Raw genomic sequence first — 24,193 nt, 5'->3', positions numbered from 1 at the left:
TGAGCCACGGCACGACTGCGGAGCGCCGCGACGCCCGGCCGGGCCCCGCGCGCGGGCGCGCACGCCGGTGCTCGCGCCCCTGAGACCCCGGGCCGCCCCGTATCTATGCTGTCGGCATGAGCCCCCAGACCCGCTTCGACCGCGGCCACACCGACGACCTCACCGGCTTCCTCGACCGGAGCCCCTCGCCCTACCACGCCGTGGCGAACGCCGCGGAGCGACTGGAGAAGGCGGGCTTCAAGAAGGTCGAGGAGACCGCCGCGTGGGACGGCACGGCAGGGGGCAGGTACGTGCTGCGCGGGGGTGCGATCATCGCCTGGTACATGCCGGAGGGCGCGGGCCCGGAGACCCCCTACCGGATCGTCGGAGCACATACCGACTCCCCCAATCTGCGGGTCAAGCCGATCCCGGACACGGGCGCACACGGCTGGCGCCAGATCGCCGTCGAGATCTACGGCGGCACTCTGCTCAACACCTGGCTCGACCGGGACCTCGGCATCTCGGGCCGCCTCACGCTGCGCAGCGGGGCGCAGACCCTGGTCTCGGTCGACCGGCCGCTGCTGCGCGTGCCGCAGCTCGCCGTCCACCTCGACCGTTCCGTCAACGCCGACGGCCTCAAACTCGACAAGCAGCGGCACATGACGCCCGTCTGGGGCCTGGGAAAGGTGGAGGAGGGGGACCTCGTCCGCTTCGCCGCGGAGGAGGCGGGCGTTCCGGCCGAGGAGGTCGCCGGCTGGGATCTGATGGTCCACAGCGTCGAGCCCTCCGCGTACCTCGGCCGGGACCGCGAACTCCTCGCCGGTCCGCGGATGGACAACCTGCTGTCCGTGCACGCCGGTACGGCGGCGCTCACCGCCGCGGCCACCTCCGGCGCGCGCCTGAACCACATCCCCGTCCTCGCCGCGTTCGACCACGAGGAGAACGGCAGCCAGTCCGACACCGGAGCCGACGGGCCGCTCCTCGGCAACGTCCTGGAGCGGTCGGTCTTCGCCCGCGGCGGCGGCTACGAGGAGAAGGCACGGGCCTTCGCCGGGACGGTCTGCCTCTCCTCCGACACCGGCCACGCCGTGCACCCCAACTACGCCGAGCGTCACGAGCCGGGTCACCACCCCGTGCCCAACGGCGGCCCCATCCTCAAGGTCAACGTCAACCAGCGCTACGCGACGGACGGCAGCGGCCGGGCCGTCTTCGTGGCCGCCTGCGAACGGGCCGGTGTGCCCTGGCAGTCGTTCGTGTCCAACAACGCCATGCCCTGCGGCACCACGATCGGCCCCATCACCGCCGCCCGCCACGGCATCGCCACGGTCGACATCGGTGTCGCGATCCTCTCCATGCACTCGGCCCGCGAACTGTGCGGGGCCGAGGACCCGTACCTGCTGGCGAACGCGCTGTCCGCCTTCCTGGAGGACTGAGTTGGAATTCTCGCTGCTCGGCCCGGTGGGTGTCGCGACCGGGGCAGGTGAACTCGCGCTGGGGCCCGCGAAGCGGCGGAGTGTTCTCGCGCTGCTCCTGCTCCAGCCCAACATCACGGTGTCGATCGAGCAGTTCATCACCTCGCTGTGGGAGGACGAGCCGCCCGCCCACGCCCGTACCGTCGTCCAGGGCCATGTCTCCCGCCTGCGCCAGACCCTGGCCGAGGGGGGTGCGGAGGCGTACGGCGTCGAACTCGCCACGCGCGGCTCGTCCTATCTGCTGCGGCTGCCCGAGGAGCTGATCGACGCCCACCGGTTCAGCGAACTGCTGGCGCTGGCCCGTCCGGAGTCCGCCCCGCAGGACGCGGTCTCCCTGCTGCGCGAGGCGCTGGGCCTGTGGCGGGGGCCGGCGCTGTCGGGGACGGTCTCCGGGGCGCAGTTCGCCGCCGCGGCCCACGCGCTGGAGGAGCGGCGGCTGGCGGCCGTCGAGGCCCTCGCGAGGGCGCACGGCGCGCTGGGGGAGCACGACCATGCCGCGGCGGTCCTCTACGCGGAGGCGGTCGCGAACCCCCTGCGCGAAGGGCTCGTCGCCGCCCTGATGCGGGCGCTGTACCGCGCGGGCCGCCAGTCGGACGCGATCAACTGGTTCCACCGGACACGGCAGTTGCTCGGCGAAGAGCTGGGCGTGGACCCCGGAGAACGGCTCACCCGGGCGTACGAGGAAATCCTGCGGGCCGAGGCCGTGGCGATGGAGCCGCCCGCGCGCCAGCGGCCCTCCGTACCCCCGCAGCCCTCCGCGCTCCCGCAGCCGTCCGCGCTCCCGCAGCCGTCCACGCGCACGGGTCCCCCGGCGGGTACGGATCCGGCGACGCGTCTGCAGCACCAGCCGCCGGACCCCACACAGCAGCCACCGGTCCCTGAACAGCGAGGCCCCGCCACCGGACCGGCCCGCGCCTTCGCATCCGTGCACGGCACGCCACCCGACGGCGGCGGTGACCCGGCCTGTCCCACCGCCCCCCGCCACCTGCCCCGGCCTCCCGCCCGCTTCCTCGGCCGGGAGGCCCAACTCGCCGCACTGACGCGGTGGCTCACCGACACGGGTGGCGGGGAGAGCCCGATCGCCGTCGTCACCGGGCCGGCAGGCGTGGGCAAGACCGCATGCGCGGTGCAGTGGGCCCACCGGCACGCGGCCGCGTTCCCCGACGGACAACTCTTCGCCGACCTGGGCGGCTTCGGGGAAGGCGCCGAGGCCACACCCGCCGCCGTCCTGCGGGAGTTCCTGCTCGGCCTCGGCACCCCGCCCGGGCACATCCCGCCCTCGGCCGACGCCGCGTCCGCGCTCTACCGCTCCCTCGTCGCCCGCCGCCGTGTCCTCGTCGTCCTCGACAACGCCCGAAGCTCCGCCCAGGTGCGGCCGCTGCTCCCCGGAGGACCGGGCTGCGCGACGATCGTCACCAGTCGCAGCCGGCTCGACGGACTGGTGGTCACCGACTGCGCCCGTCCCGTACCCGTTCAGGTCCTCGGCACCGAGGAAGGCGTGGCCCTGCTCGGCACGATGCTCGGACAGGACCGGGTCGCCGAAGACCCCGACGCCGCCCGCGCGTTGGTCGCCCTCTGCGAAGGGCTCCCGCTCGCCCTGCGGGCCGCCGCCGCGCAGCTCACGGCCCGGCCGCGGTGGCGCCTCGCCAGGCTGGCCGCCGCGCTCGGCGACGAACGGCGGCGGCTGTCGCTGCTCTCCGCCGAGGACACCGGGATCGCCGCCGCGCTGCGGACGTCCGTGGCCCGGCTCTCCGCGGACGACGCCCGGCTGCTCAGCAAGCTGGCCATGGGGTCCGGCCGCGAGGTGGACGCTCTGGCGGTGGCCGCACTCGCCGGGTCCGACCCCGATCGTGCCCGGGACGGGCTGGACCGGCTCGCCGAAATGCACCTCGTCGACGAGGCGGCCACCGACCGCTACGTCATCAGCACCCTGGTGCAGCTCTTCGCGCGCGACGAGGAGGCGGGGGAGGACGGTTCGGACGGTTCGTCGACGGCGACAACGGAGCGTTAGGCGGAGGTTAGTGACACGGCAACGGGCCTCGGCAGGGTTTCTTCCGTCAACGAGAAACCCCTTTCGCAACGGAGATCCGACATGCCGAGCAGCATCCGTGCCACCCGCCGAAACCGTTCTCTGCGTATTGCCGCCGCCTGCCTGACCGCCGCCGCGGCCCTCTCCCTCACCGCCTGCAACGACGATGCCTCGGGCGTACGGACGTCGGGCGACGGCGGGAAGTCCGCGGTCGAGCAGGGCTCGGGCGGGCAGAACTCCCAGGGGACCGGGGGCAAGAGCGGCGGAACCGGCGGCAGCGGCAAGGCCGGTGGGACGGGAGGCGATTCGGGCACCGGCACGAAGAGTACGGGTCAGCTCGCGGCGTGTTCGCCCTCGACGGTCCGGGTGGAGGCTCAGCCGGTCGACCGCCCGGTCAACCACGTGGTCCTGACCGCCACCAACACCTCGAAGACCGCCTGCAATCTCTACGGGCATCCGCTCGTCTCGGCCGTCGGCGACCAGGCCGTCATGAGCTCCGTCGACGACAGCAAGCCGCAGGCGGTCATCACCCTCGCCCCGGGGAAGACCGCGTACGCCGGAGTCGCCCTGTCCGCCGCCGACGGGTCGGGCGGGAACGGCCGTGAGACGGAGAACTTCTCGGTCTCCCTCGCCGGCGCCAAGGGTTCCGGGGGCTCCGGCCGCCCCGTGATCGTGCCCGCGCCCGGCGGCAAGGCACACGTCGACGACAGTGCGCGGGTCACCTACTGGCTCGCCGGCATGGAGGACGCCCTCGCCTGGTGACCTCCGCACCGGTTCCTGCCGGTGGAAGGCCGGGAGGAGGACCCGCGCAACTCCCCACCGTGCATGGCTGTTCCGGGCCCGGGTACCCGAGGAGGGTCCAGCCCGGAACAGTCAAGTCATCTCGGGAGGCGGACAGTATGGGTATCGGCGGGTGCATCGCCCTGATTGCGGTGGGTGCCATCATCACCTTCGCAACGGACTGGCACATGGCCGGAGTCAACCTCGACCTGGCCGGCCTGATCATGATGGTCGTCGGCTTCATCGGCCTCGCCGCCTACGTGAGCATCCTCAAGAGGCGGAGGGTCCAGCCGCCCGCCCCCGGCGCACCGGTCATCGAGGTCGACGAACGCAACCGCATTACGTGACACAGCACGTCAGGCGGCCGGAAGATCCGCGGCCGCCGCACCCGGCGGGGCGGGCCGCGCTCAGCCGTCCGGCCCCGGTCGCGCTCAGCCGTCCAGCCCCGCCAGCACCAGTGGCAGCCGGTCCACGCCCGACGGGCTCACCCGGACCGGAACACCCCAGTCCTGCTGGTGCACATGGCAGGCCGGGTATTCCTGAGCAGGATCGTCGTCGCACGACGCGGCCATCGCGGAGACGTGCAGGACACCCTCCGCGACCCCGGCCGCGAGGACGAGGTCCCGCGCCAGGTCCGTGCCGGTCCCCTCGCCTTCCGCCAGGAGTTCCGGCGGTGAGGCGCTCACGATCAGCCGGGTCGACGGCCCGTACCGCTCGTCGAGCTTCTGCCCCGCCGGGGCCCGGAAGACCACGTCCAGGCGGAGCTTTCCCGGAGCGACATCGGTCGCGGCCCGCTGCGTGCGGTGGGCCACGGCCTCGACCCGTACGGCCTCCTCCGGAAGGCGCAGCCGGGTCAGCCGGTGACGCGCCGACTCGACGACCACGATGTCGCCGTCCACCAGCACCGCGCCGGACGGCTCCCGCAGATCCGTGGCCAGCGTGCTGACCTCACCGGTCGCCGGGTCGTAGCGGCGCAACGCGTTGTTGTACGTATCGCTGACGGCCACCGAGCCGTCCGGCAGCGCGGTCACCCCGAGCGGATGCTGCAGCAGAGCCTGGCCGGCCGGGCCGTCCCGGTGCCCGAAGTCGAAGAGCCCCGTGCCCACCGCTGTGACGACCGCGAAGCCGCCGGAGCTGTCGCGCTCGACCCAGCGGACGGCGGACGTCTCGGAGTCCGCGACCCAGAGCCGGTCCCCGGCGGCGGCGAGCCCGGAGGGCTGGGCGAACCACGCCTCGGACGCCGGGCCGTCGACCAGCCCCTCGTTGGTCGTCCCGGCCGCCGCCTCGACCATCCCGGCCGCCGGGTCGTACGTCCAGAGCTGGTGGACCCCGGCCATGGCGATCCACAGCCGGTCGGCGAACCACGCCACGTCCCACGGCGAGGACAGACTCACCTCGCGTGCGGGGCCCGACGCGGGAGAGCCCTGCCACCACTGGAGCCCGGTGCCGGCAAGTGTGGTGACCTCGCCCGTGGCCGGATCGTAGCGGCGCAGGGCGTGGTTCACCGTGTCGGCCACCGCGACCGAGCCGTCGGGCAGCAGGGCCATGCCCTGCGGTTCGCTGAACCGTGCCTGCTCCGGCCCGCCGTCCATGAGCCCGCGCTCTCCCGTGCCGATCCGCCGGATCACGGTCTCGCCATCGCCCGCCAGCTCCACGAGCCGGTGGCGGGTGGTGTCGGAAACCAGGAAGCCGCCGCCGGCCAGCCCCAGGGCCTTTCCGGGGAAGCGCAGAACGGTCGGCTCCGGCTCCGGCGCCAGGCACGGGCCGTCGCCGCGCCGGAGGGTGCCCTTGACGGCGTGCGTGGCCTCCAGTTCCTCGACGAGCCGGGCGATGGCGTGCGCGTGGCCCTCGCCCGCGTGCTGGGCGACGACGTAACCCTCGGGATCGATGACGACAAGTGTGGGCCAGGCCCGTACCGCGTAGTGCTTCCAGGTCGCCAGCTCGGGATCGTCCAGGACGGGGTGGTGCACCTCGTAGCGCTCGACGGCATCGACGACGGCCCGGTGCTCCGCCTCGTGCACGAACTTCGGAGAGTGGACGCCGATGATCACGACGGTGTCGCGGTACTTCTCCTCGAGCTCCCGCAACTCGTCCAGGACGTGCAGGCAGTTCACACAGCAGAACGTCCAGAAATCGAGGATCACCGTGCGGCCTCGGAAGTCGGCCAGCTTCAGATCCCTGCCGCCGGTGTTGATCCACCCCCCTTTGCCGATCAGCTCGGGAGCGCGGACGCGTGCGCGAGAAGACATGGTTCCAGCCAACCACAACGGGCGTACGGGTTATTCCTGTGGGCAGCGCCCGGCGCAGCGGGAAGAGGTCTTCCATGAAATACCTGGTGCGCGACCGGATCTTCGGGATCGGCGAGGACTACTGGATCGAGGACGAGCGGGGCCGGAAGGTCTTCCTCGTCGACGGCAAGGCGCTGCGGCTGCGCGAGACCTTCGAGCTGAAGGACACCGACGGGCGCGTTCTCGTCACGATCAGGAAGAAGATGGTCAGCCTGCGCGACGCGATGCACATCGAGCGCGGGGACGGTCGGCTCGCGGTCATCCGGAAGACGCGCCTCTCCCTGATCCGCAATCACTACCGCGTGGAGCTGGTGGACGGCACCGTGCTGGATGTGAGCGGCCGGATCCTGGACCGGGAGTTCGCCATCGAGTACGAGGGCGAACTCGTGGCGCGCATCTCCCGTCAGTGGCTCCGGGTGCGGGACACCTACGCGGTGGAGGTCGTACGCGACGAGGCGGACGCGGCGCTGATCATCGCCGTGGCGGTGTGCGTGATCCGGCTCGCGGAGCGGGAGCGCGGTCTCGACGACTGACGGTGAGGATCGACCCGGCTTCAGGGGACCGGCACGGTTCAGGGGAGTACGGGCGGTCAGTCGGCGGTGGTCTCACGCAGCTCGGCGAGATGGGTCCGCGCCGCGTCGGCGGCCCGGCTGAACCAGTCGGTCAGCACGGCGATTTCGTCGGGTGCGTAGTCGGCGAACAGCTCGCGCAGCCGCTTGTAGAACGGCTCGTACAGCGCGATCACGGGGGCCAGCGCGCCCGGGTCGGCGACCACCCGGACGCGGCGGCGGTCCGAGGGGTCGGGACGGCGGCTCGCGTACCCCGCGCGCTCCAGGCGGTTGAGCACCCCGGTGATGGCACCGGTGGTGACGTTGGCCCGCTCGGCGAGGTCGCCCGCGGTGAGGGGTTCGTCGCCGGCTTCCAGGACGAAGCCGAGACAGGTCAGATCCGTGACGCTCAGCCCCAGTTTCTGCGCCACCTGGTGCTGCCCGACGATGCCGAGGGCCACGTACTGATCCATCCGGTGCAGGGCCTCGGCGGCCGTGGCCGCTGGGCGGGGCTTGCCCTCCACGGCGATCCTCCTTAGCATCTAAGTTACTTAGTTCGTGAGATGAATTGTCGTTCTCCGAGCTTACTGCGGCGTGCACGGTCCGACGGTTACGCGCGCCTGGTCCGCCTGACGGGAGGCAAAGCCATGAGCGCGCACGGGGACGTCGATCTCGGGCACACGGTCGCGGGGTGGACCGGGACGGCCATCGCCCTTTCCGGGCTGACCGTCTCGGGCGCCGGACTCTGCGCCGCCTCGCCCCCCGTCGTCCTGGCCGGATTCGGGATCGCGGGCGGGGCCGCCATGGTGACCTGGGTCCTGCACCTGGCCGGCTGGGGCAAGCCGAGCGGTCCGCGGCAGAGGGACCAGTGGGACTGGCGCGTTCGCGACCTCTCGGCCCGGGACGGTCACCCGGGATGCGTGGGCTGCCGGATGGCCGGGCGGCGCCCGGCGGAGGCGGCGACGGGAAGCGTCGTCGCGCCCGTACCCGAGTCGCAGCCGGGCTGACCCGGCGAGGAACCCGGCATACCGCCGACCTGCCCGCGCAGGTACCGAAGCCGCAGGTACCGAGCCGCAGGTACCGAGCCGCAGGTACCGGAGCCGCAGGGGTCAGGCGCCCTTCGGGAGGTCCAGGCCGAGCACGCGGTCGCGCAGCACCGGGAACTGCTCGCGGGTCGTCGCGACCTTCCCCGGGTCCAACTCGACGGTCAGCACCTGCTCCTCCTCGCCCGCCTCGGCCAGTACTTCGCCCCACGGGTCGACGACCTGGCTGTGCCCGGCACCCTGGACACCGCCGTTCGTTCCCGCCGAGCAGCAGGCCAGGACGTATGCCTGGTTCTCGACGGCACGGGCCCGGCCCAGCAGGGTCCAGTGGCCGCGGCGGCGGGCCGGCCAGCCGGCCGGGAGGACGAACAGGGTGGCACCCGCGTCGGTGAGCCGGCGGAACATCTCGGGGAAGCGGAGGTCGTAGCACGTCGCCAGACCCGCGACGGCGTCCGGGAGTTCGACGGTGACGAGCTCCTGCCCCCCGCCCATCATCACGGCCTCGCCCTCGTCGAAGCCGAAGCGGTGAATCTTGCGGTACGTGCCGTGCAGCGCGCCGTCCGGTCCAAAGACGAGCGAGGTGTTGTAGAGGGTGCCGTCCGGGGCCCGTTCGACGATCGAACCGGCGTGGAGCCAGACACCCGCGTCCGCCGCCGCGGCGGCCATCGCCCCGGCGGTCGGGCCGTCCGCGGCCGCCTCGGCACCGGAGTCGAAGCTCTCGTACGCGAAGGCGCCGACGTTCCACAGCTCGGGAAGCACCACGAGATCGGAATCCGTCTGCTCCCGGACCAGCGCCGCCACGCGTTCCCGGCGTGCCGCGACCGACTCCTGGGAATTCACGTCGATCTGGAGCAACGAGGCGCGCACACTACCACCACTCTCGGCATCCGTGTTCGATTCCGTCGGTCAACGGGGCCTACGATCAGTGGCGAAAGCACTGCCGGTGCGCCCGTGCGCAGCGTAACTTAACTGCAGAGCAGTGGCTCGAGAACTCAGCCCGTGCCGAACCGCCCGAGGGGTCCCGTGACCGTCCATCCAACTCTTCAGCCCTACACCGACGCCTGGACTCACTCCATCGAAGCCATATCCGAGCTGGTCTCGCCACTCGTCGAGGGCGAATGGAACCGCCCCACCGCCTGCCCCGGCTGGTCGGTGCGGGACGTGGTCTCCCATGTCATCGGGGTGGACTGCGAGATGCTCGGCGATCCCCGCCCGATCCACACCCTGCCTCGCGACCTGTACCACGTCACGACCGAGATGGCGCGCTACACCGAGGTCCCGGTCGACGTTCGGCGGTGCCACACCGCGCCGGAGATGACCTCCGAACTGGAGTACACGATCATCCGCCGCTCCCGGCAGCTCCGTAACGAGACGCGTGACCCCGGCACGAAGGTGCGCGGGCCGCTGGGTGCCGAGCAGACCCTCGAAGAGGCCCTGCGCTGGCGGGCGTTCGACGTCTGGGTCCACGAGCAGGACCTGCGGCGTGCGCTGGGCAAGCCCGGCAATCTCGACGCGCCGGGCGCGACCGTCGCGCGTGACCACCTCCTGGAGGCGCTGCCCCGGGTGGTGGCCAAGGACGCGGGCGCGCAGCCGAACACGGCGGTGGTCTTCGATGTGCACGGCCCGCTGGAGTTCATGCGGACGGTCCGGCTGGACGCCGAGGGCAACGCCTCCATCAACGGCAGCCCGTCGCTGGGCCCGGCGGTCACGCTGACCCTGGGCTGGGAGACGTACGTGCTGCTGGCATGCGGCCGTGTGAAGCCGGAGGCCGTCCCGGAGCAGGTGAAGATCGAGGGGGACCAGGACCTGGCCCAGGCGATCCTGAAGAACTTCGCCGTCACACCGTAACGGTCGCGGGGGAAGGGCCGGTTGAAGGGTCGTGCGGGCGGGAGAGGCGCGTGTGCTCCGGCCTCGTCATGACGTCGCGGGACGGCGCGGCGTCATGGGTGAGCGATGGTTGCCGCGGGTCGTCAGGGCGCCACATCGTGGTTCAGGCCGAAGAGGTCGCCGGGGTCGTGGTGGCGCTCGATCTGCGCCGAACGGCCGTCGTTCTGCCGGTAGTTGGCCCGGACGCGGCGTGAGCCGTCGTGGCGCAAACCTACCCTCGAAAACAGTCACCTTGAACGGGCATCTTCGCTGGTCAGCGGGTCAGTGCTGGACGGAGACTCCTTGGGAGTGGCGCTGCCGCAACCACAATGGTTCCACTCCGTCCAATCTGGCCCGAGTCCGCGCCCACATCCCAAGAGTGCAATTCAAGCTGGGCCCGGAGGCCGTACCGCAGAGCAAGGCGACTCAGGGATGCGCTCGGGCACATCGAAAGAGGGACGCGCGCAGCGCATGGGGTAAGTACCGTGCTGGTGTCGACTTGAACCGGACCACAGGAGGCCATCGTGCCGCGCGAGTTGGAAGAGCAGGAAGCCATTGGCCGCCGGATCAAACGACGTCGACTCGCCCTCGGCATGCCGCAGGCTGACCTCGCCTCGGCATTGGCGAAGACCCAGGGGTGGGTTTCGAAAGTCGAGCGGGGCAGGATTGAGCTGGATCGGGCTGGCCTGATCAATGCCGTAGCCAATGCCCTGCACTGCCACCCCAACGACCTGATCGGCCGGCCCTACGCCGGAACCGTTGCAGAGAACCAGTGGCAGGCAGCTGCTTCATCCATCCTGAGAGAGCTGCGTCGGTACGACTTGACGCCCGTCTTCGACGGTAACCCCCGGCCTTCGGCGGAGCTGTGGCAAGAGACCGTTCGTCTCTACAGGCTGCGGGATGCTGCTGCCAACACAGCGATCATGCGTAGCCTCCCCGACCTCTTCCGCGAGGCTCGCGCCTTGGCAGAGATCTCTACTGGTCACGAGCGGGAAGAGGCGTTTGCGATCTATTCCGTGGCGTGTAAGTTCGCGCACACGGCAGCGCACGCCCTTGGCCACGCCGAACTCATCGCCATGTCATGCGAGCGGGCTGTCTGGTCTGCCCAGCTCTCCGCAGACCCGCTTATGCCTTCAGTTGCCGACTGGATGCGAGTGTGGGACATGTGGGCAACTGCTGACTGGGCAGACGCCGTTGTCCTCTCGGACAAAGCCTTGAATGCCATCCAGGCCCTCTACGACCGCGGTGATCCTCTGGCCCTTCGGGTCTGGGGCTCTGGACAACTCCGGGCTGCCGTAAGTGCTGCTCGGGCAGGGCGAAAGGAAGAGGCCCAAGACCGGATTGGACATGCGCAGGAGGCAGCGTCACGTCTTGACGCCGGCGACACTCCTGCCGTGTTCGACCGCTACTCGCTGAACTTCTCCAGTGGGAACGTGCAGATCCATGCGATCTCTGTAGCCCTGGAGATGGGCGATCAGAGAGAGGCGCTGACCCTGGAGCGGAGAGCTGCGCCGGGCGAGATCGACGCCCTGCCGAACTCTCGCAGGGGGCACCACCACATGGACATGTCTCGTGCCTGGCTGTGGGACGGGAACCGGCACATGGCCCTCGGCGAGCTGAGGAAGGCCGAAGAGTTGGCCCCCCAGCTGGTGCGCAACCATCCTGTTGCGCGGGCGACGCTCCGTCAGATCGTTTACGCCGAGCGGGAGTCCACGCGCGAGCAGTTGCGAGGGATGTCGAATCGATTTCACCTCGATGACCAGGAGCTATTCCGCTGATTCATATTGGAGGGTAGCGGCATCCTTACCGTCTGTTGCATGACGGAAGGACGACGCACCTCCCAAGATCTTCGCCGCCGACGCCTGTTAGCGGATGCGGCTTCCGGGTGGGAGCCACGGCGTGGCGACCTGGTGTACGACACGCGCAGAGATACCAAGGGCATCGTGGTCGACCTGCCAGAAGACACGGGGACCACGGTCTATGGCCTTCGGCCCGAGGGCGGCGGAGATGGGTGGACCGCTCCCCGGGCGCGACTGCGGGAGGCAGGGCCGACGCACGCTGACCTGATGTTGGATGAAGCCGCTATGCCGCCGGAAGGGTTCGAGCGTGGACCGGGGCACGCATCGTGAGCGCGGCTCACCTCGGGCTTGGACACCTGGACCATCCGCTGCTGGGGCGTCTTGTGGTTGATCACGATCATGGCGATCGTGTCGGCGTCCTCAGGGCTCTTGCTCCCGACGTGACCAGCCCCCGTGTTGGTCCGGTCATCACCGTGCCTGGGACGCCGCTCGTGGCATGGCTGGCACCTGCAACCGGTGGTCTTGAGTGGACGACGAACCCCAAGGCAATCGAGGCAGCTCGGTGAACGGCACGCATGCACGTCGGCGTTTTGTCCCGAAGGTCAACCTCGCTGTCTGTCGGCTGATCCCTGCTATCTCACTCCTCGGCAAGGGCCTTCCCGCACTGGCCCTTGGGGCCACGATGCGCGGCATTGGCCGCTGTGCCGGGGTTCTGTTCATCATCGGCGTCAGCGTCTCCTGCGGCCTGGTTGTCGGAATTTCTGTGGCCGCTACGCCGCACCCATAGACCGGTCCGCCCTCGGCGAAGACCCGTGAAACTTGCGGGTAGTGATTCCCCCCTTCCCGCCCGGGGCGGACAACTCAAACGCCCGTTCCGGTTGCCCACGCGTAGGTGAGGACTGGGCTGCTGGAACGGTCAGCAGGTGCAGAGCAGTAACCGATACCGACTAAGGAGAGCACTTATGGTGCAGATGCTCAGTTCGACTCCCGGCGAGCCGTGGCCGGGTCCGCCCCTGCCGCCGACTCCGGATGGTGGCCCGGGTGTTCCCAATCCGCCCAAGTCGACCGGCGGTATGGATCTTGGTGGGAGGAGCGCAGTATGAGGTGGCAGAGCATGGCCGCTGCTGATGGCGGGGGAGACGACGGAGGCAGCGGAGGCGACGGGCACCCTGGGACGCCGTGGCAGCCGCCTCAGGAGCCCCCGAACCCTGATGGGTCCACCCCGCCGGGCGACGGGACGCGCCGCAAGTGACGAGCAACGCGATGCAGGTGGAGCGCCCCGGCCGTAAGGAGCTGGGGCGCGTGCTCCTTGAGACGGGTTCGATGACCTCGGACTGGGCGCCGACCTTCGCGGCGGTGGACCGGGCCGCGTTCCTGCCGGACCTGATGTGGCCGTTCGATATGGAGCAACAGGCGAGCGTGCCCGTGGACAGAACCGTTGACCTTGATGCATGGCATGCGGCGGCAGACAGCAACACACCGATCGTGACGCAGTGGGACGACGGCGACCACACCGGCACCGAGCCGGGAAAGGTGTCGACAAGCTCTTCGTCCATGCCCTCTGTTGTGTACGCGGTGCTTCAGGACTTGGCCGTGGACGAGGGCATGCGGGTGTTGGATGTGGGCACCGGTACGGGCGAGACTGCCGGCGCCCTGACGCACCGGTGCGGCCGCGGGAACGTCACCACGATTGAGGTGGACCGCTCGGTGTCGATGCGAGCCCGCGAACGGCTCTGCGCGGCCGGGCTCTACCCCGAAGTTGTCGTAGGCGACGGGTACCACGGGGTCCCGGATGGCGCACCGTTTGATCGCATCTTGGCCACGGTCGGACTCCGGGAAGTCCCGCGGGCGTGGATCGAGCAGACGCGGCGGGGCGGTCTCATCGTCGCCCCGTGGGGTACTCACTACTCGCACGCGGACGCTGTGGTCCGCGTGGTGGTGAGTGACGGGGCGGCCTCGGGGCACTTCATGCGTCCGGTGGAGTTCATGAAACTGCGCGACCAGAGACTGCCTGAACTGGATCACGGTAGTTACGTCCCTGCGGAAGCGATGAGCAACGCCGGTATGTCCACCACAACGGTCACTGAGGCGGAGTTCGTCACGGGACGCCATACCGCTGTCCTCTTGGCCTTGGGGCTGCGCGTACGGGACTGCTGCCAGGCGGTTGCCGACAAGCGTGAGGGTACGCGGCCTGTGTGGTTCTACGGGCTGTCGGATCGTTCATGGGCGTGCGTGATGTTCCGCGACGGGGAAGAAGAGGCGCGTGTCTGGCAATCCGGGCCACGCCGGTTGTGGGACGAGGTGGAGGCGGCCTACCGATGGTGGGACGGCCACGGCAGGCCCGAGCACGATCGGTTCGGTCTCACCGTGACGCCGGAGGGACAGCGGGCGTGGCTGGACGATCCGGAGGATTCCTGGGCCCTCTGAAGAGGGGCTCCGCCGGTCAGGGGCCCGACCGCGACCGGGGGTGACAACCGGCCAGCGTGTGGCCGATCTCCCTCTTCTTCGCCGGTGTCTGTCCCTTGGACGATCCCCGCCGGGGGCCGTACCCAAGGTCGCGCAACACCCCACCCCCGTCCAGTTCTGCGCCTGATTTTGGTTGCCGCTGGTGAATTCCGAACCCCCGGAGGAATTCGAAAGATTTGTCGGGTTGGTGAAGCCCGTGGAAAAAGACAGCGCCCTGGCCCCGATCAGCTACTCGAGGCCAGGGCGCTTCTTATAAACCAGCGACCACGCCGAGTCCGCGGCACCCGGTCTGCGGGCGGGGCGCTGGCCGTGGGTGGTGCGCCTGGTTTACCGGTTGATCGTGGCGATGTTGGTGGAGCGGTCGATGGCGCTGCACCGGTTTTGTGTGCGGCTGCCGGTGAGGGTGAGTTCGAGGTTGTTGGTGTTGTTGCAGTTGTTGTTCTGTCGGCCTTCTTGGGCGGTGTTCTGCTGGAAGAGGTCGGCTGATGCTGCGCCGCCGGTGGTCTTGGCTCCTCCGCCGATGTCCGTGATATGGAGGTTGGTGGAGTGATCCACCGTCTTGCAGCTCGACTTCGACCGGGCCCCCTCCTCCACATCGACGGGCGTGTTGTTGAAGTTGTTGCAGGTGTTGTTCTGTCGTCCTTCCTGGGCCACGTTCTGCTGGAACGCGTCACCGCCCGTGCTGAAGCCGCCTTGGGTTTGGGCGCCGCCGCTCTTGATGTGGGTGTGCTTGTTGAATGAGTGGTCCTTGTTCTCGCAACGTGCCACCAGCTGGCCACCGGTCACGTCGAGTTCCGTGTCGTCGCCGTTGAGGTTGTTGCAGTTGTTGTTCTGTCGGCCTTCCTGAGCGGTGTTCTGCTGTTCCACTGAAGCGGCGTTGGAGCCGCCTTGGGTGTGGGCGCCGCCGCTTTTAATGTGGGTGTTTTTGCTGAAGGAATGGTCTTTGTTCCCACATTGCACCCGCACGCGGCCTCCATCGGTCGGGTCGATGTCCGCAATGTTGAGGTTGTTGCAGTTGTTGTTCTGTCGCCCTTCCTGAGCGGTGTTCTGCTGGTTGACGTCGGCGCCTGTGGTGGAGCCGCCTTCGACGCGAGCCCCGCTGCCCTTGATGTGGGTGTTTTTGCTGAAGGAGTGGTCTCTGTTCCCGCATCCGGCCCGCTCGCGGCTGCCCACTTCCACCTCGAGGTTGTCGAAGTCCGTGGTGTTGTTGCAGTTGTTGTTCTGCCGGCCTTCCTGGGCGGTGTTGTGTGAGATCACGTCGGCGCCTGTGGTGGAGCCGCCTTCGGCTCGGGCGCCGCCGCTTTTGATGTGGGTGTGTTTGCTGAAGGAGTGGTCCTTGTTCCCGCAACCCAGCCCCACGCGACTGCCCTCTTCCACATCGAGGAGCGAGACGTCGTTGAGGTTGTTGCAGTTGTTGTTCTGCCGGCCCTCCTGCGCGGTGTTCTGCTGGATCACGTCTCCGCCTGTGGTGGAGCCGCCGTCGACACGGGCGCCGCCGCTTTTGATATGGGCGTGTTCGGTGATGGAGAGGTCCTGGTCGGTGCAGCGACCCTCCAGTCGGCCGGCATTCGAGATGTCTGCGCTGTTGGCGTTGTTGCAGTTGTTGTTCTGTCTGCCGCGCTGGGCAGTATTCTGCTGAACCAGGCTTGCGGTCGCCGAGCCGCCTTCAGCGTCTGCGGGCCCGTTGTGGACGCGGGAGAACGCGGTGAGAGAGCCATCTGCGGTCACACACCGGCCCGTTGCCCGGCTGTCGGTGAGCGAGATCGTCTCATCCTCTGCGTTGGTGTTGTTGCAGTTGTTGTTCTGCCGGGCGGACTGCGCAACGTTCTGCTGGAAGAGCTCCCCGCCGACGGTGGCCGATCCTCCCTGTGCCCGTGCCTTCGCCCTCCCTCCGTGGGCGAAGCCCTTACCGGCGGCCTTCGCCTTCCCCTCATGGCCGGGGCCGGTCTCGGCGTACGCCGTCCCGGTTCCTGCTACGCCCCATCCGCTGACTGTCAGGACCAGCATGGTGGCTGTCGCGATCTTGTGTGCCCGCACCTGGGTGCCTCCTTGATGAGTGATGTTCCAAGCCATCTCCTTTCCTCAACTTCCACTGTGTGCCTTCCGTCATGGGCCCTTGGTGTTCCTCACCCCAACGGCCCCCACCCCCGTCCAGTTCTGCGCCTGACTTTGGTTGCCGCTGGTGAATTCCGAACCCCCGGAGGAATTCGAAAGATTTGTCCGGTTGGTGAAGCCCGTGGACAAAGACAGCGCCCCGGCCCCGATCGGCTGCTCGGGGCCAGGGTGCTGTTTTGTATCCGGCGTTTCCCACTTTTCCCTCTGGGCGGGGACAGGGCGCCGGAGATCTTGACGGGCTTGACTGAAGCAGAAACAGCCCTGAAGACCCCCAGACTTTCTGCGGCATCTCTACCCGCATTTTGTCCGTGAATTAGTCGCGGACCATGAGGATGGGCACGCCGACTACTTGGGCGGGATGACCGTCGACATGCACGTGTGGGTCAGAGGGAACCGGGGGCTGCTCACGTATGTATGTGTGCAGCCGTGCGGGCTGGACGAACCCTCTGAAGGCCCGACGCAGCAGGATGCCCGTTCGCTGTTCGCCGGTCATGAGCCGGGGCATCCATGGGAACTTACGGACTGTTGCATGGCTAGTTGATGGCTGGTGTCAAGCTCGGCATGAGGCCGGTGACCGGTGCTCTGTTTTGTGGCTGTGGCCTCAGCCGCCGAAAGCCCGCCACGGTGCTCCTTCAGTGTGGAGGGTTACCGAGCGGACTGCCTGCGACCAGGACAGAAGCGGAACGCGCCGGGACCCCTGCCGTCCGGTGCACGGCGGGCAGGGGCCCCGGCGCATGGGGCTCGGACCGCGTCGACCGCGGCCGGGTGAGGCGGCCGCTGTCGGGCGGGTCAGCGGAGGGCGGATCAGGCGATCAGAACGAGGCCTCGTCCAGCTCCATGAGGGACTGGTCGGTGGTCTCGGCCAGGCGGCGCTGCACCGCGACACCGGTCAGGACGTTGCGGGCGAAGAACTGCGCCGCCGCGACCTTGCCCTCGTAGAAGGCCTTGTCCTTGGCCGTGGCGGAGGGCAGCTTGTCGTTCGCGACCGCGGCACCCTTCAGCAGCAGGTAGCCGACCACCACGTCACCGGAGGCCATCAGCAGGCGGGTGGTGTTGAGCCCCACCTTGTAGATGGACTTGACGTCCTTCTCCGTTGCGGCGAGGTCGGTCAGCATCGCGCCGACGATGCCCTCCAGGTCGACCGCGGCCGCGGCGAGCTCTTCGCGGGCCTCGGCGAGCGCGTCGCCGCCCGGGGCGTCGGCCAGGAACTTCTTGATCTCCTCGGAGAGGGCGGTCAGCGCCTGGCCCTGGTTGCGGACGATCTTCCGGAAGAAGTAGTCCTGGCCCTGGATGGCGGTGGTGCCCTCGTAGAGGGTGTCGATCTTGGCGTCCCGTATGTACTGCTCGATCGGGTATTCCTGCAGGTAGCCCGAGCCGCCCAAGATCTGCAGCGACTGGGCGAGCTGCTCGTAGGACTTCTCCGAGCCGTAGCCCTTCACGATCGGCAGGAGCAGGTCGTTGAGGGCGTGGGCGGCGGAGGCGTCCTCGCCCGCGGCCTCCTTGACGATGATCTCGTCCTGCACGGTGGCCGTGTAGAGGACCAGGGCACGCATGCCCTCCGCGTACGCCTTCTGCGTCATCAGCGAGCGGCGCACGTCGGGGTGGTGCGTGATCGAGACGCGCGGCGCGGTCTTGTCGGTGAAGGCAGCCAGGTCCGGGCCCTGCACGCGCTCCCTGGCGTACTCCAGGGCGTTGAGGTAGCCGCTCGACAACGTGGCGATGGCCTTCGTGCCGACCATCATCCGCGCAAACTCGATGATCATGAACATCTGGCGGATGCCGTCGTGCTTCTCGCCGATGAGCCAGCCCTTGGCCGGGTGGCGGTCGCCGAAGGTCAGCTCGCAGGTGTTCGAGGCCTTGAGGCCCATCTTGTGCTCGACGTTGGTGGCGTAGACGCCGTTGCGCTCGCCCAGCTCACCGGTCTCGAAGTCGAACTCGTACTTCGGCACGAGGAAGAGGGAGAGGCCCTTGGTGCCCGGGCCGGCGCCCTCGGGGCGGGCCAGGACGTAGTGAATGATGTTCTCGGACATGTCGTGCTCGCCCGAGGTGATGAAGCGCTTCACGCCCTCGATGTGCCAGGAGCCGTCCTCCTGCTGGACCGCCTTGGTGCGACCGGCGCCCACGTCCGAGCCGGCGTCCGGCTCGGTCAGCACCATGGTCGAGCCCCACTGCTTCTCGACGGCGAGCTTGGCGATGTGCTTCTGCTGCTCGGTGCCCTCCTCGAAGAGGACGCCGGCGAAGGCCGGACCCGAGGCGTACATCCACACGGCAGGGTTCGAGCCGAGGATGGTCTCGGCGAAGCCCCAGAGCAGTGAGCGCGGGGTCGTGGTGCCGCCCAGCTCCTCCTGGATGCCCAGGCGCCACCACTCGGCGTCCATGTACGCCTGGTAGCTCTTCTTGAACGAGTCAGGAACGGGCGCGGTGTTGGTCTCGGGGTCGAAGACCGGCGGGTTGCGGTCCGCGTCGGCGTAGGACTCCGACAGCTCGTTCTCGGCGAGCCGGGCTATCTCGGAAAGGACGCTCTTGGCGGTCTCGACGTCCATCTCCTCGAACGGGCCGGTGCCGTAGACGGCGTCGCGGCCGAGCACCTCGAAGAGGTTGAACTCGATGTCGCGGAGATTCGACTTGTAGTGCCCCATGGCGACGGCTCCGTTAGGGATCGGGAGGCTTGGTCCTCGTCACACGCTTGCGTATCAGTTGGTGCTTCTCATGATGCTACCGGCCAGTAATAAGAAGCAAGCCCTCGCCCGCTCAATGTGACTCAGTACTCTTGCGGGCATGTACGGCTATGACCAGACCGCGAGCGCGGGGCAGAGCTACGCCGCGCCGCCGCCCGGCCCGCAGCAGCAGGCGCCCGGCGGCTATGGCGAACAGCCGCTCTATCCCGAGCCGTCGCCGCCCTCGCTCGCCGACGCCGTGCGCGCCTTCACCACGGGCTCGATGTCGGCCGAGGACTTCCAGCAGATCTTCTCGACATCCAAGATCTACTGTCCACGGGGTGAGGGGCCGGGATTCCTGGCGCTGCACAACACCCAGCAGCCGGTGATCCCGATGTTCAGCTCGCTCAAGGAGCTCCGGCGCTACGCGGGCAAGGAGTCGAAGTACTTCGTGATCACGGGCGCGGAGGTGCTGGACCTGCTGCCGACGGGGTACGGGTTCGTGCTCGACATGGAGGGCGAGCACCGGATGGTGTTCGACGCGAAGGCCGTGGAGCAGATGGTCGACTTCGCGATGCGGCGCATGTACGGCTGAGTCGAGACCTGTGCGACCGGCTGTGCGTACGGTACGCGGCCGGTGACCGGGCCCCCACCGCCATGGCGGTGGGGGCTTTGCCTGTGCCGGCGGCAGGCAGGGCGACCGTGATCGCCGTGGGAATGCCTCCGGAACCCCCGGGAATACCGTCCGTTTGCTGGATGTTCACTGTTCAACTAAATTGGACGGTGACACCCCCAGGAGGACGGCCATGCCCGCTGTGACTGCCGAGAACCCGCTGGATCTGCCGCGCGTGGCGGTCGCGGCCGAGTCCGAGCCGCGCGCCGTGCTCGCCGTCTCCACGGCGCCGCGCGGCTTCGAGGGTGAGGGCTTCCCGGTGCGCCGGGCCTTCGCCGGGATCGACTACCGGTACCTCGACCCGTTCATCATGATGGATCAGATGGGCGAGGTGGAGTACGCGCCCGGTGAGCCGAAGGGGACCCCGTGGCATCCGCACCGGGGGTTCGAGACCGTCACGTACCTCATCGACGGCACGTTCGTTCACCAGGACTCGCACGGCGGTGGCGGCGTCATCAACGGCGGCGACACCCAGTGGATGACCGCGGGCTCCGGACTGCTGCACATCGAGGCGCCGCCCGAGTCGCTCGTGGTGAGCGGGGGGCTCTTCCACGGACTGCAGCTCTGGGTGAACCTGCCGCGCAAGGCCAAGATGATCCCGCCGCGCTACCAGGACATCGCGGGCGGCCGGGTGAGACTGCTCGCCTCGTCGGACGGCGGGGCGCTGCTCCGCCTGATCGCCGGTGACATCGGCGGCCACCGCGGGCCGGGCATCACGCACACGCCGATCACGATGATCCACGCCTCGGTCAGCCCCGGAGCCGAACTGACGCTGCCCTGGCGGCCGGAGTTCAACGCGCTCGCGTACGGCTTGGCCGGGCGCGGCACCGCAGGCGCGGAGGGGCGCCCCTTCCGCATGGGTCAGGCCGTCGTCTTCGGGCACGGGGAGTCGGTGACGATCCGCGCGGACGAGGCGCAGGAGTCGCGGAGCTCGAACTTCGAGGTGGTGCTGCTCGGCGGGGAGCCGATCCGGGAGCCGATGATGCAGTACGGGCCGTTCGTGATGAACACGCACGCCGAACTGGCCCAGGCGTTCGAGGACTTTCAGGCAGGCCGTCTGGGCCGCATCCCCGCCGGCGCGTAGCGCGCCCGCGCGGGGGGTGTCTGCGTGCCGCGGTGCGCGTGACCCGCATCCCAGGGGTGCACGCCCCTGGGGCGCCGGCGCCTGGCTGCACACCCCACGGGTGGAAATTGCGCGCGGGCAGGGGCACTCCGCGCGCCGGGCCCACGGGGGCGTGGTCCGCTGAGGCCGTGAGCGAGGACCGCACCCCCGGACGCGAGGCCTCCACCCTCGCACTGCTCCCCCGCGGCGCCCGCCGCACGGCGGCCTGGTGCGTGGTCGTCCTGCTCGTCTCCGGCGTCGCCGCCACCTTCATCTGGCTCTGTGTCGAACTCAAGGCGGCCGTCACCCCCGTACTCCTCGCGATGCTCGGTACGGCGCTCCTCCAGCCGCTGCACCGGAGGCTGCTGAAACTGAGGCTCAAGGCTTCGGCGGCGGCGCTGCTCACCTGCGCCGTGCTGGTCTGTGTCGTCGGGGGCGCCGGATACATCGTCGCGAGCGCCCTCATCGAGAGCGGCGACCACATCATCGACTCGCTGAAGCACGCGGCGATGGACCTCTCCCGGCACTTCGACATCGCCGGCGACTCCCTCGACGACTTCGCCTCCAACGCCAAGGAGCTGGCCGGGAAGTACGGCAGTACGGCCGCGTCGGGGCTGCTCAGCGGTGTGAGCTTCGTCGGGCACGTGGTCGCTGACGCCGTACTCGCGCTGTTCCTGACGTTCTTCTTCCTGCGCGACGGGCACCGCGCGGCCGAGTGGCTGAAGGCAGCAGCCCCGCGAGGCGCCGGCACGGAGATCGTCGCCGTGGCGCGCCGGGCGTTCCGGGCCGTGGAGGGCTTCATGCCTGGGACGACGTTCATCGCGCTCATCGACGCCGTCTGCATCACCGTCGGGCTGCTGATCCTCCGGGTGCCCGGCGCGCCGGGGCTGGGGGCGCTGGTGTTCGTCGGCGCGTACATCCCGTACCTGGGCGCGTTCATCTCCGGCACCGTCGCGATCCTGGTGGCGCTCGCCGACCGGGGGCTGGTCATCGCGCTGTGGGTCCTGGCCGTGGTGCTCGCGGTGCAGGCGCTGGAGGGGCACGTGCTGCAGCCGGTGATCCAGAGTCGTACGGTCCAGATGCATCCGGCGATGGTGATGATCGCGATCACCGCGGGCGCGGGCCTCGCGGGGATCCTCGGGATGCTGCTGGCAGTGCCGCTGTCCGCGGCCGCCTTCGGGGTGGTCTCCGAACTCCGCGCCCGCTACGCCGCCGGCTCCGCGTCCTCCAGCTCCTCGGCGGACGAGCCCGGCTCATAGAGCTCGAACCAGGTGCACTTGCCCTCGCCCCGGGGATCGACGCCCCAGGTCTCGGAGAGCATCTGCATGAGCACCAGACCGCGTCCGGAGGAAGCCATCTCGCCGGGGTGCCGGAGGTGCGGCAGTTCGTCGCTCGGGTCGGCGACGTCGACGCGCAGCCGCCGCTCGCCCCTCCCGCCCACGATCTCGGCGATGATCAGCGCGTCGCCGTCGGTGTGCAGGAGCACGTTGCTCGCCATCTCCGAGATCATCAGCACCGCCGAGTCCACCTGCTCGGTGTCGGCCCAGTCGTGCATCAGGTCCCGTAGCTGCCGTCGCACGACGGCGACCTGCTCGGGCTCGGTCTGCGGCACGCTGAGGACCGTACGGCGAATGGGGCGCGGCGCCGTCCCCTCGACCGGGTCGCAGCCGGCCGCGATGGGGTCCCGGCGCAGCAGCAGCAGCGCGATGTCGTCCTCGCGGCGGTCGGCGAGCGGGCCGGTGCTGTGGTGCGAGGACGGGCCGTGCACGGCCTGGACGAGCCCGTCCGCGAGCGCCTCCATGCTGCCGTCATGGGTCTCGATGGCCTCGCGCAGCCGCTGCCAACCCGTCTCGAGGTCGTGGCCGCCGGTCTCGATCAGGCCGTCGGTGCACACCATCATCAGCTCGCCGGGCTCCAGGGTCAGCCGGGTCGTCGGATAGTCGCTGTCGGGATCGATGCCCAGCGGCAGTCCGCCCGCGGTCGGGCGGACGAGCATGGTCCCGTCGCTCATCCGCGTGGCGATGTCGGGATGCCCGGCCCGCGCAATGTCGAGCGTGCCGGTCTCCGGGTCCACCTCGATGTAGAGGCAGGTGGCGAAGCGCCCCTCGCCCCCGGCCCCGTCCTCGCCGTCCGGCCACTGCTCGGCCAGTCCGGCCAGGAAACGGGAGGCCCGGGACAGCACGGCGTCGGGGTGGTGTCCCTCGGCCGCGTACGCGCGCAGGGCGATCCGGAGCTGGCCCATCAGACCGGCCGCCCGTACGTCGTGCCCCTGGACGTCCCCGATGACGAGGGCTATGCGGCCGGACGGCAGCGAGATCATGTCGTACCAGTCGCCGCCGACCTGGAGCCCGCCGCCCGTCGGCACATAGCGCGCCGCCACGCTCATGCCGGGGATGTTCGGCTGGACGGTCGGCATCATGCTCCGCTGCAGGCCGGTGGCCAGTTCGCGCTCCGTCTCCTGGACGCCGGCGCGGGAAAGGGCCTGGGCGAGCATCCGGGCGACCGTGGTGAGGACCGAGCGCTCGTCGGGTGTGAAGGCGACCGGGTAGCTGAAGGCCGCCATCCAGGCGCCCATGGTGCGCCCGCCGACGATCAGCGGGAGGAAGGCCCAGGACTTGCGGTGGAACCGGCGGGCGAGCGGCCAGGTGGAGGGGAAGCGCTTGGCGTAGTCCTCGGGGCTGGGCAGATAGATGGCGCGGCCGTTCCGTACGACCTCGGCCGCCGGGTACTCCGTGTCCACCGACATGTGGAGGAACGGCCCCTCGTCGCCCTGCTGGTAGCCGTGGTAGCCGATGATTTTCAGCCGGTCTCCCTCGACGCCGAAGACGGCAAGCCCGTCGGGCGTGAAGCCGGGCATGGAAAGGGTGGCGGCCACGCGCAGCACCTCGGCGGTGGAGCGGGCCTCGGCCAGGGCCCGTCCGGCGTCGAGCAGGAAGGCCTCACGGGAACGCCGCCAGTCACCGGTGACCCTGCTGTGCACAGCCGCGGCGGCGGTGCCGGGCTGGGGCTCGGGGACCTCCTGGAGGGTGCCGACCAGCTCGTAGCCCTCGCCCCGCATGTACTGGCGCGAGCGGCTGCGGACGATCCGCTGCACCTTGCCGTCGTCCGACATGATCCGCAGCCGGGCCTCGGCGAGGGTGCCCTCGGCGAGCGACAGGCTGATCACGCCCTGGATCTCCACCCAGTCCACGGGGTGGAAGCGGGCCCGGACTGCGGACTCGGTGAGGCGTACGGGCACCGCGGGCAGACCGAGCAGCCGGGCGGCCTCGGCATCCAGCGAGACCTCCCCCGACGCGCTGTTCCAGCGCCAGAGGCCGGTAGCGATGGCCGACAGGACGTCCTCGGTGCGCATTGCACCACATTATGGTGCTTTCCT

At 69.6% G+C, this 24,193-nt stretch carries 19 protein-coding genes; 12 read left to right on the top strand and 7 right to left on the bottom strand.

The annotated features are described in order from the left end of the window. Positions 1-116: 116 nt before the first annotated feature. From AB0M26_RS02400 to AB0M26_RS02385, 4 genes are all read left to right on the top strand, one after another. Positions 117-1,412: a M18 family aminopeptidase gene (locus AB0M26_RS02400; RefSeq protein ID WP_365253227.1), complete on the top strand. Its 1,296-nt coding sequence runs from the start codon at positions 117-119 to the stop codon at positions 1,410-1,412. 1 nt (position 1,413) lies between these two features. Further along, complete coding sequence (locus AB0M26_RS02395) at positions 1,414-3,462, top strand: BTAD domain-containing putative transcriptional regulator (RefSeq protein ID WP_365253225.1); 2,049 nt, start codon at positions 1,414-1,416, stop codon at positions 3,460-3,462. An 81-nt stretch (positions 3,463-3,543) separates the two neighbouring features. Then, complete coding sequence (locus AB0M26_RS02390; protein ID WP_365253222.1) at positions 3,544-4,242, top strand: DUF4232 domain-containing protein; 699 nt, start codon at positions 3,544-3,546, stop codon at positions 4,240-4,242. A gap of 137 nt (positions 4,243-4,379) precedes the next feature. Next, the gene (locus AB0M26_RS02385; protein WP_365253219.1) at positions 4,380-4,607 is read left to right on the top strand and encodes a hypothetical protein; all 228 of its coding nucleotides are present in this window, start codon (positions 4,380-4,382) and stop codon (positions 4,605-4,607) included. Between the two features lie 84 nt (positions 4,608-4,691). Here the strand turns inward: AB0M26_RS02385 and AB0M26_RS02380 are convergent, their stop codons facing one another. After that, a complete protein-coding gene (locus tag AB0M26_RS02380) occupies positions 4,692-6,509 on the bottom strand; it encodes an NHL domain-containing thioredoxin family protein (protein WP_365253216.1) in 1,818 nt (605 codons plus the stop codon). Positions 6,510-6,583: 74 nt separating this feature from the next. Here AB0M26_RS02380 and AB0M26_RS02375 point away from each other — a divergent pair, with 74 nt between their 5' ends. Continuing rightward, a complete protein-coding gene (locus AB0M26_RS02375) occupies positions 6,584-7,081 on the top strand; it encodes an LURP-one-related family protein (protein WP_365253213.1) in 498 nt (165 codons plus the stop codon). A gap of 56 nt (positions 7,082-7,137) precedes the next feature. Here the strand turns inward: AB0M26_RS02375 and AB0M26_RS02370 are convergent, their stop codons facing one another. Further along, on the bottom strand, positions 7,138-7,620 hold the full coding sequence (locus AB0M26_RS02370; protein ID WP_365253210.1) for a MarR family transcriptional regulator: 483 nt from the start codon (positions 7,618-7,620) through the stop codon (positions 7,138-7,140). A 123-nt stretch (positions 7,621-7,743) separates the two neighbouring features. On the opposite strand from AB0M26_RS02370, the gene AB0M26_RS02365 reads away from it, so the two are divergent. After that, complete coding sequence (locus AB0M26_RS02365) at positions 7,744-8,103, top strand: HGxxPAAW family protein (RefSeq protein WP_365253207.1); 360 nt, start codon at positions 7,744-7,746, stop codon at positions 8,101-8,103. 102 nt (positions 8,104-8,205) lie between these two features. On the opposite strand, the gene AB0M26_RS02360 is transcribed toward AB0M26_RS02365, so the two are convergent. Next, positions 8,206-9,006, bottom strand: a complete 801-nt coding sequence (locus AB0M26_RS02360; RefSeq protein WP_365253204.1) for a carbon-nitrogen family hydrolase — start codon at positions 9,004-9,006, stop codon at positions 8,206-8,208. A gap of 156 nt (positions 9,007-9,162) precedes the next feature. Between AB0M26_RS02360 and AB0M26_RS02355 the strand changes: the two genes are divergently transcribed. Further along, positions 9,163-9,987, top strand: a complete 825-nt coding sequence (locus AB0M26_RS02355; protein WP_365253202.1) for a maleylpyruvate isomerase family mycothiol-dependent enzyme — start codon at positions 9,163-9,165, stop codon at positions 9,985-9,987. Positions 9,988-10,109: 122 nt separating this feature from the next. On the opposite strand, the gene AB0M26_RS02350 is transcribed toward AB0M26_RS02355, so the two are convergent. Then, positions 10,110-10,235, bottom strand: coding sequence for a hypothetical protein (locus AB0M26_RS02350; protein WP_365253199.1), 126 nt, complete (start codon positions 10,233-10,235; stop codon positions 10,110-10,112). A 294-nt stretch (positions 10,236-10,529) separates the two neighbouring features. On the opposite strand from AB0M26_RS02350, the gene AB0M26_RS02345 reads away from it, so the two are divergent. Beyond that, positions 10,530-11,783, top strand: coding sequence for a helix-turn-helix transcriptional regulator (locus AB0M26_RS02345; RefSeq protein WP_365253196.1), 1,254 nt, complete (start codon positions 10,530-10,532; stop codon positions 11,781-11,783). A 1,269-nt stretch (positions 11,784-13,052) separates the two neighbouring features. Then, a complete protein-coding gene (locus AB0M26_RS02340) occupies positions 13,053-14,231 on the top strand; it encodes a methyltransferase domain-containing protein (RefSeq protein WP_365253193.1) in 1,179 nt (392 codons plus the stop codon). A 366-nt stretch (positions 14,232-14,597) separates the two neighbouring features. On the opposite strand, the gene AB0M26_RS02335 is transcribed toward AB0M26_RS02340, so the two are convergent. Beyond that, on the bottom strand, positions 14,598-16,307 hold the full coding sequence (locus AB0M26_RS02335) for a hypothetical protein (protein ID WP_365253190.1): 1,710 nt from the start codon (positions 16,305-16,307) through the stop codon (positions 14,598-14,600). Between the two features lie 890 nt (positions 16,308-17,197). Beyond that, positions 17,198-19,024, bottom strand: coding sequence for an acyl-CoA dehydrogenase (locus AB0M26_RS02330; protein WP_365253187.1), 1,827 nt, complete (start codon positions 19,022-19,024; stop codon positions 17,198-17,200). Positions 19,025-19,163: 139 nt separating this feature from the next. Between AB0M26_RS02330 and AB0M26_RS02325 the strand changes: the two genes are divergently transcribed. The 3 genes from AB0M26_RS02325 to AB0M26_RS02315 all read left to right on the top strand — a co-directional run bounded on the left by AB0M26_RS02325 (position 19,164) and on the right by AB0M26_RS02315 (position 22,076). Further along, positions 19,164-19,637, top strand: coding sequence for an SseB family protein (locus AB0M26_RS02325; protein WP_365253183.1), 474 nt, complete (start codon positions 19,164-19,166; stop codon positions 19,635-19,637). A 211-nt stretch (positions 19,638-19,848) separates the two neighbouring features. Further along, positions 19,849-20,799, top strand: a complete 951-nt coding sequence (locus AB0M26_RS02320; protein WP_365253180.1) for a pirin family protein — start codon at positions 19,849-19,851, stop codon at positions 20,797-20,799. A 167-nt stretch (positions 20,800-20,966) separates the two neighbouring features. Beyond that, a complete protein-coding gene (locus AB0M26_RS02315) occupies positions 20,967-22,076 on the top strand; it encodes an AI-2E family transporter (RefSeq protein WP_365253177.1) in 1,110 nt (369 codons plus the stop codon). On the opposite strand, the gene AB0M26_RS02310 is transcribed toward AB0M26_RS02315, so the two are convergent. Further along, positions 22,022-24,169 carry a SpoIIE family protein phosphatase gene (locus tag AB0M26_RS02310; RefSeq protein ID WP_365253174.1) on the bottom strand — a complete coding sequence of 716 codons (2,148 nt, stop codon included), beginning with the start codon at positions 24,167-24,169 and terminating at the stop codon, positions 22,022-22,024. The two genes, AB0M26_RS02315 and AB0M26_RS02310, sit on opposite strands and share 55 nt — an antisense overlap. Positions 24,170-24,193 lie beyond the last annotated feature (24 nt).

Origin of the sequence: Streptomyces sp. NPDC051776 (assembly GCF_040681345.1) — a bacterium.
Taxonomy (GTDB): Bacteria; Actinomycetota; Actinomycetes; order Streptomycetales; family Streptomycetaceae; genus Streptomyces.
Note: the sequence above shows the minus strand (reverse complement) of the source record. Positions and strands in the feature narration are given on the sequence as shown.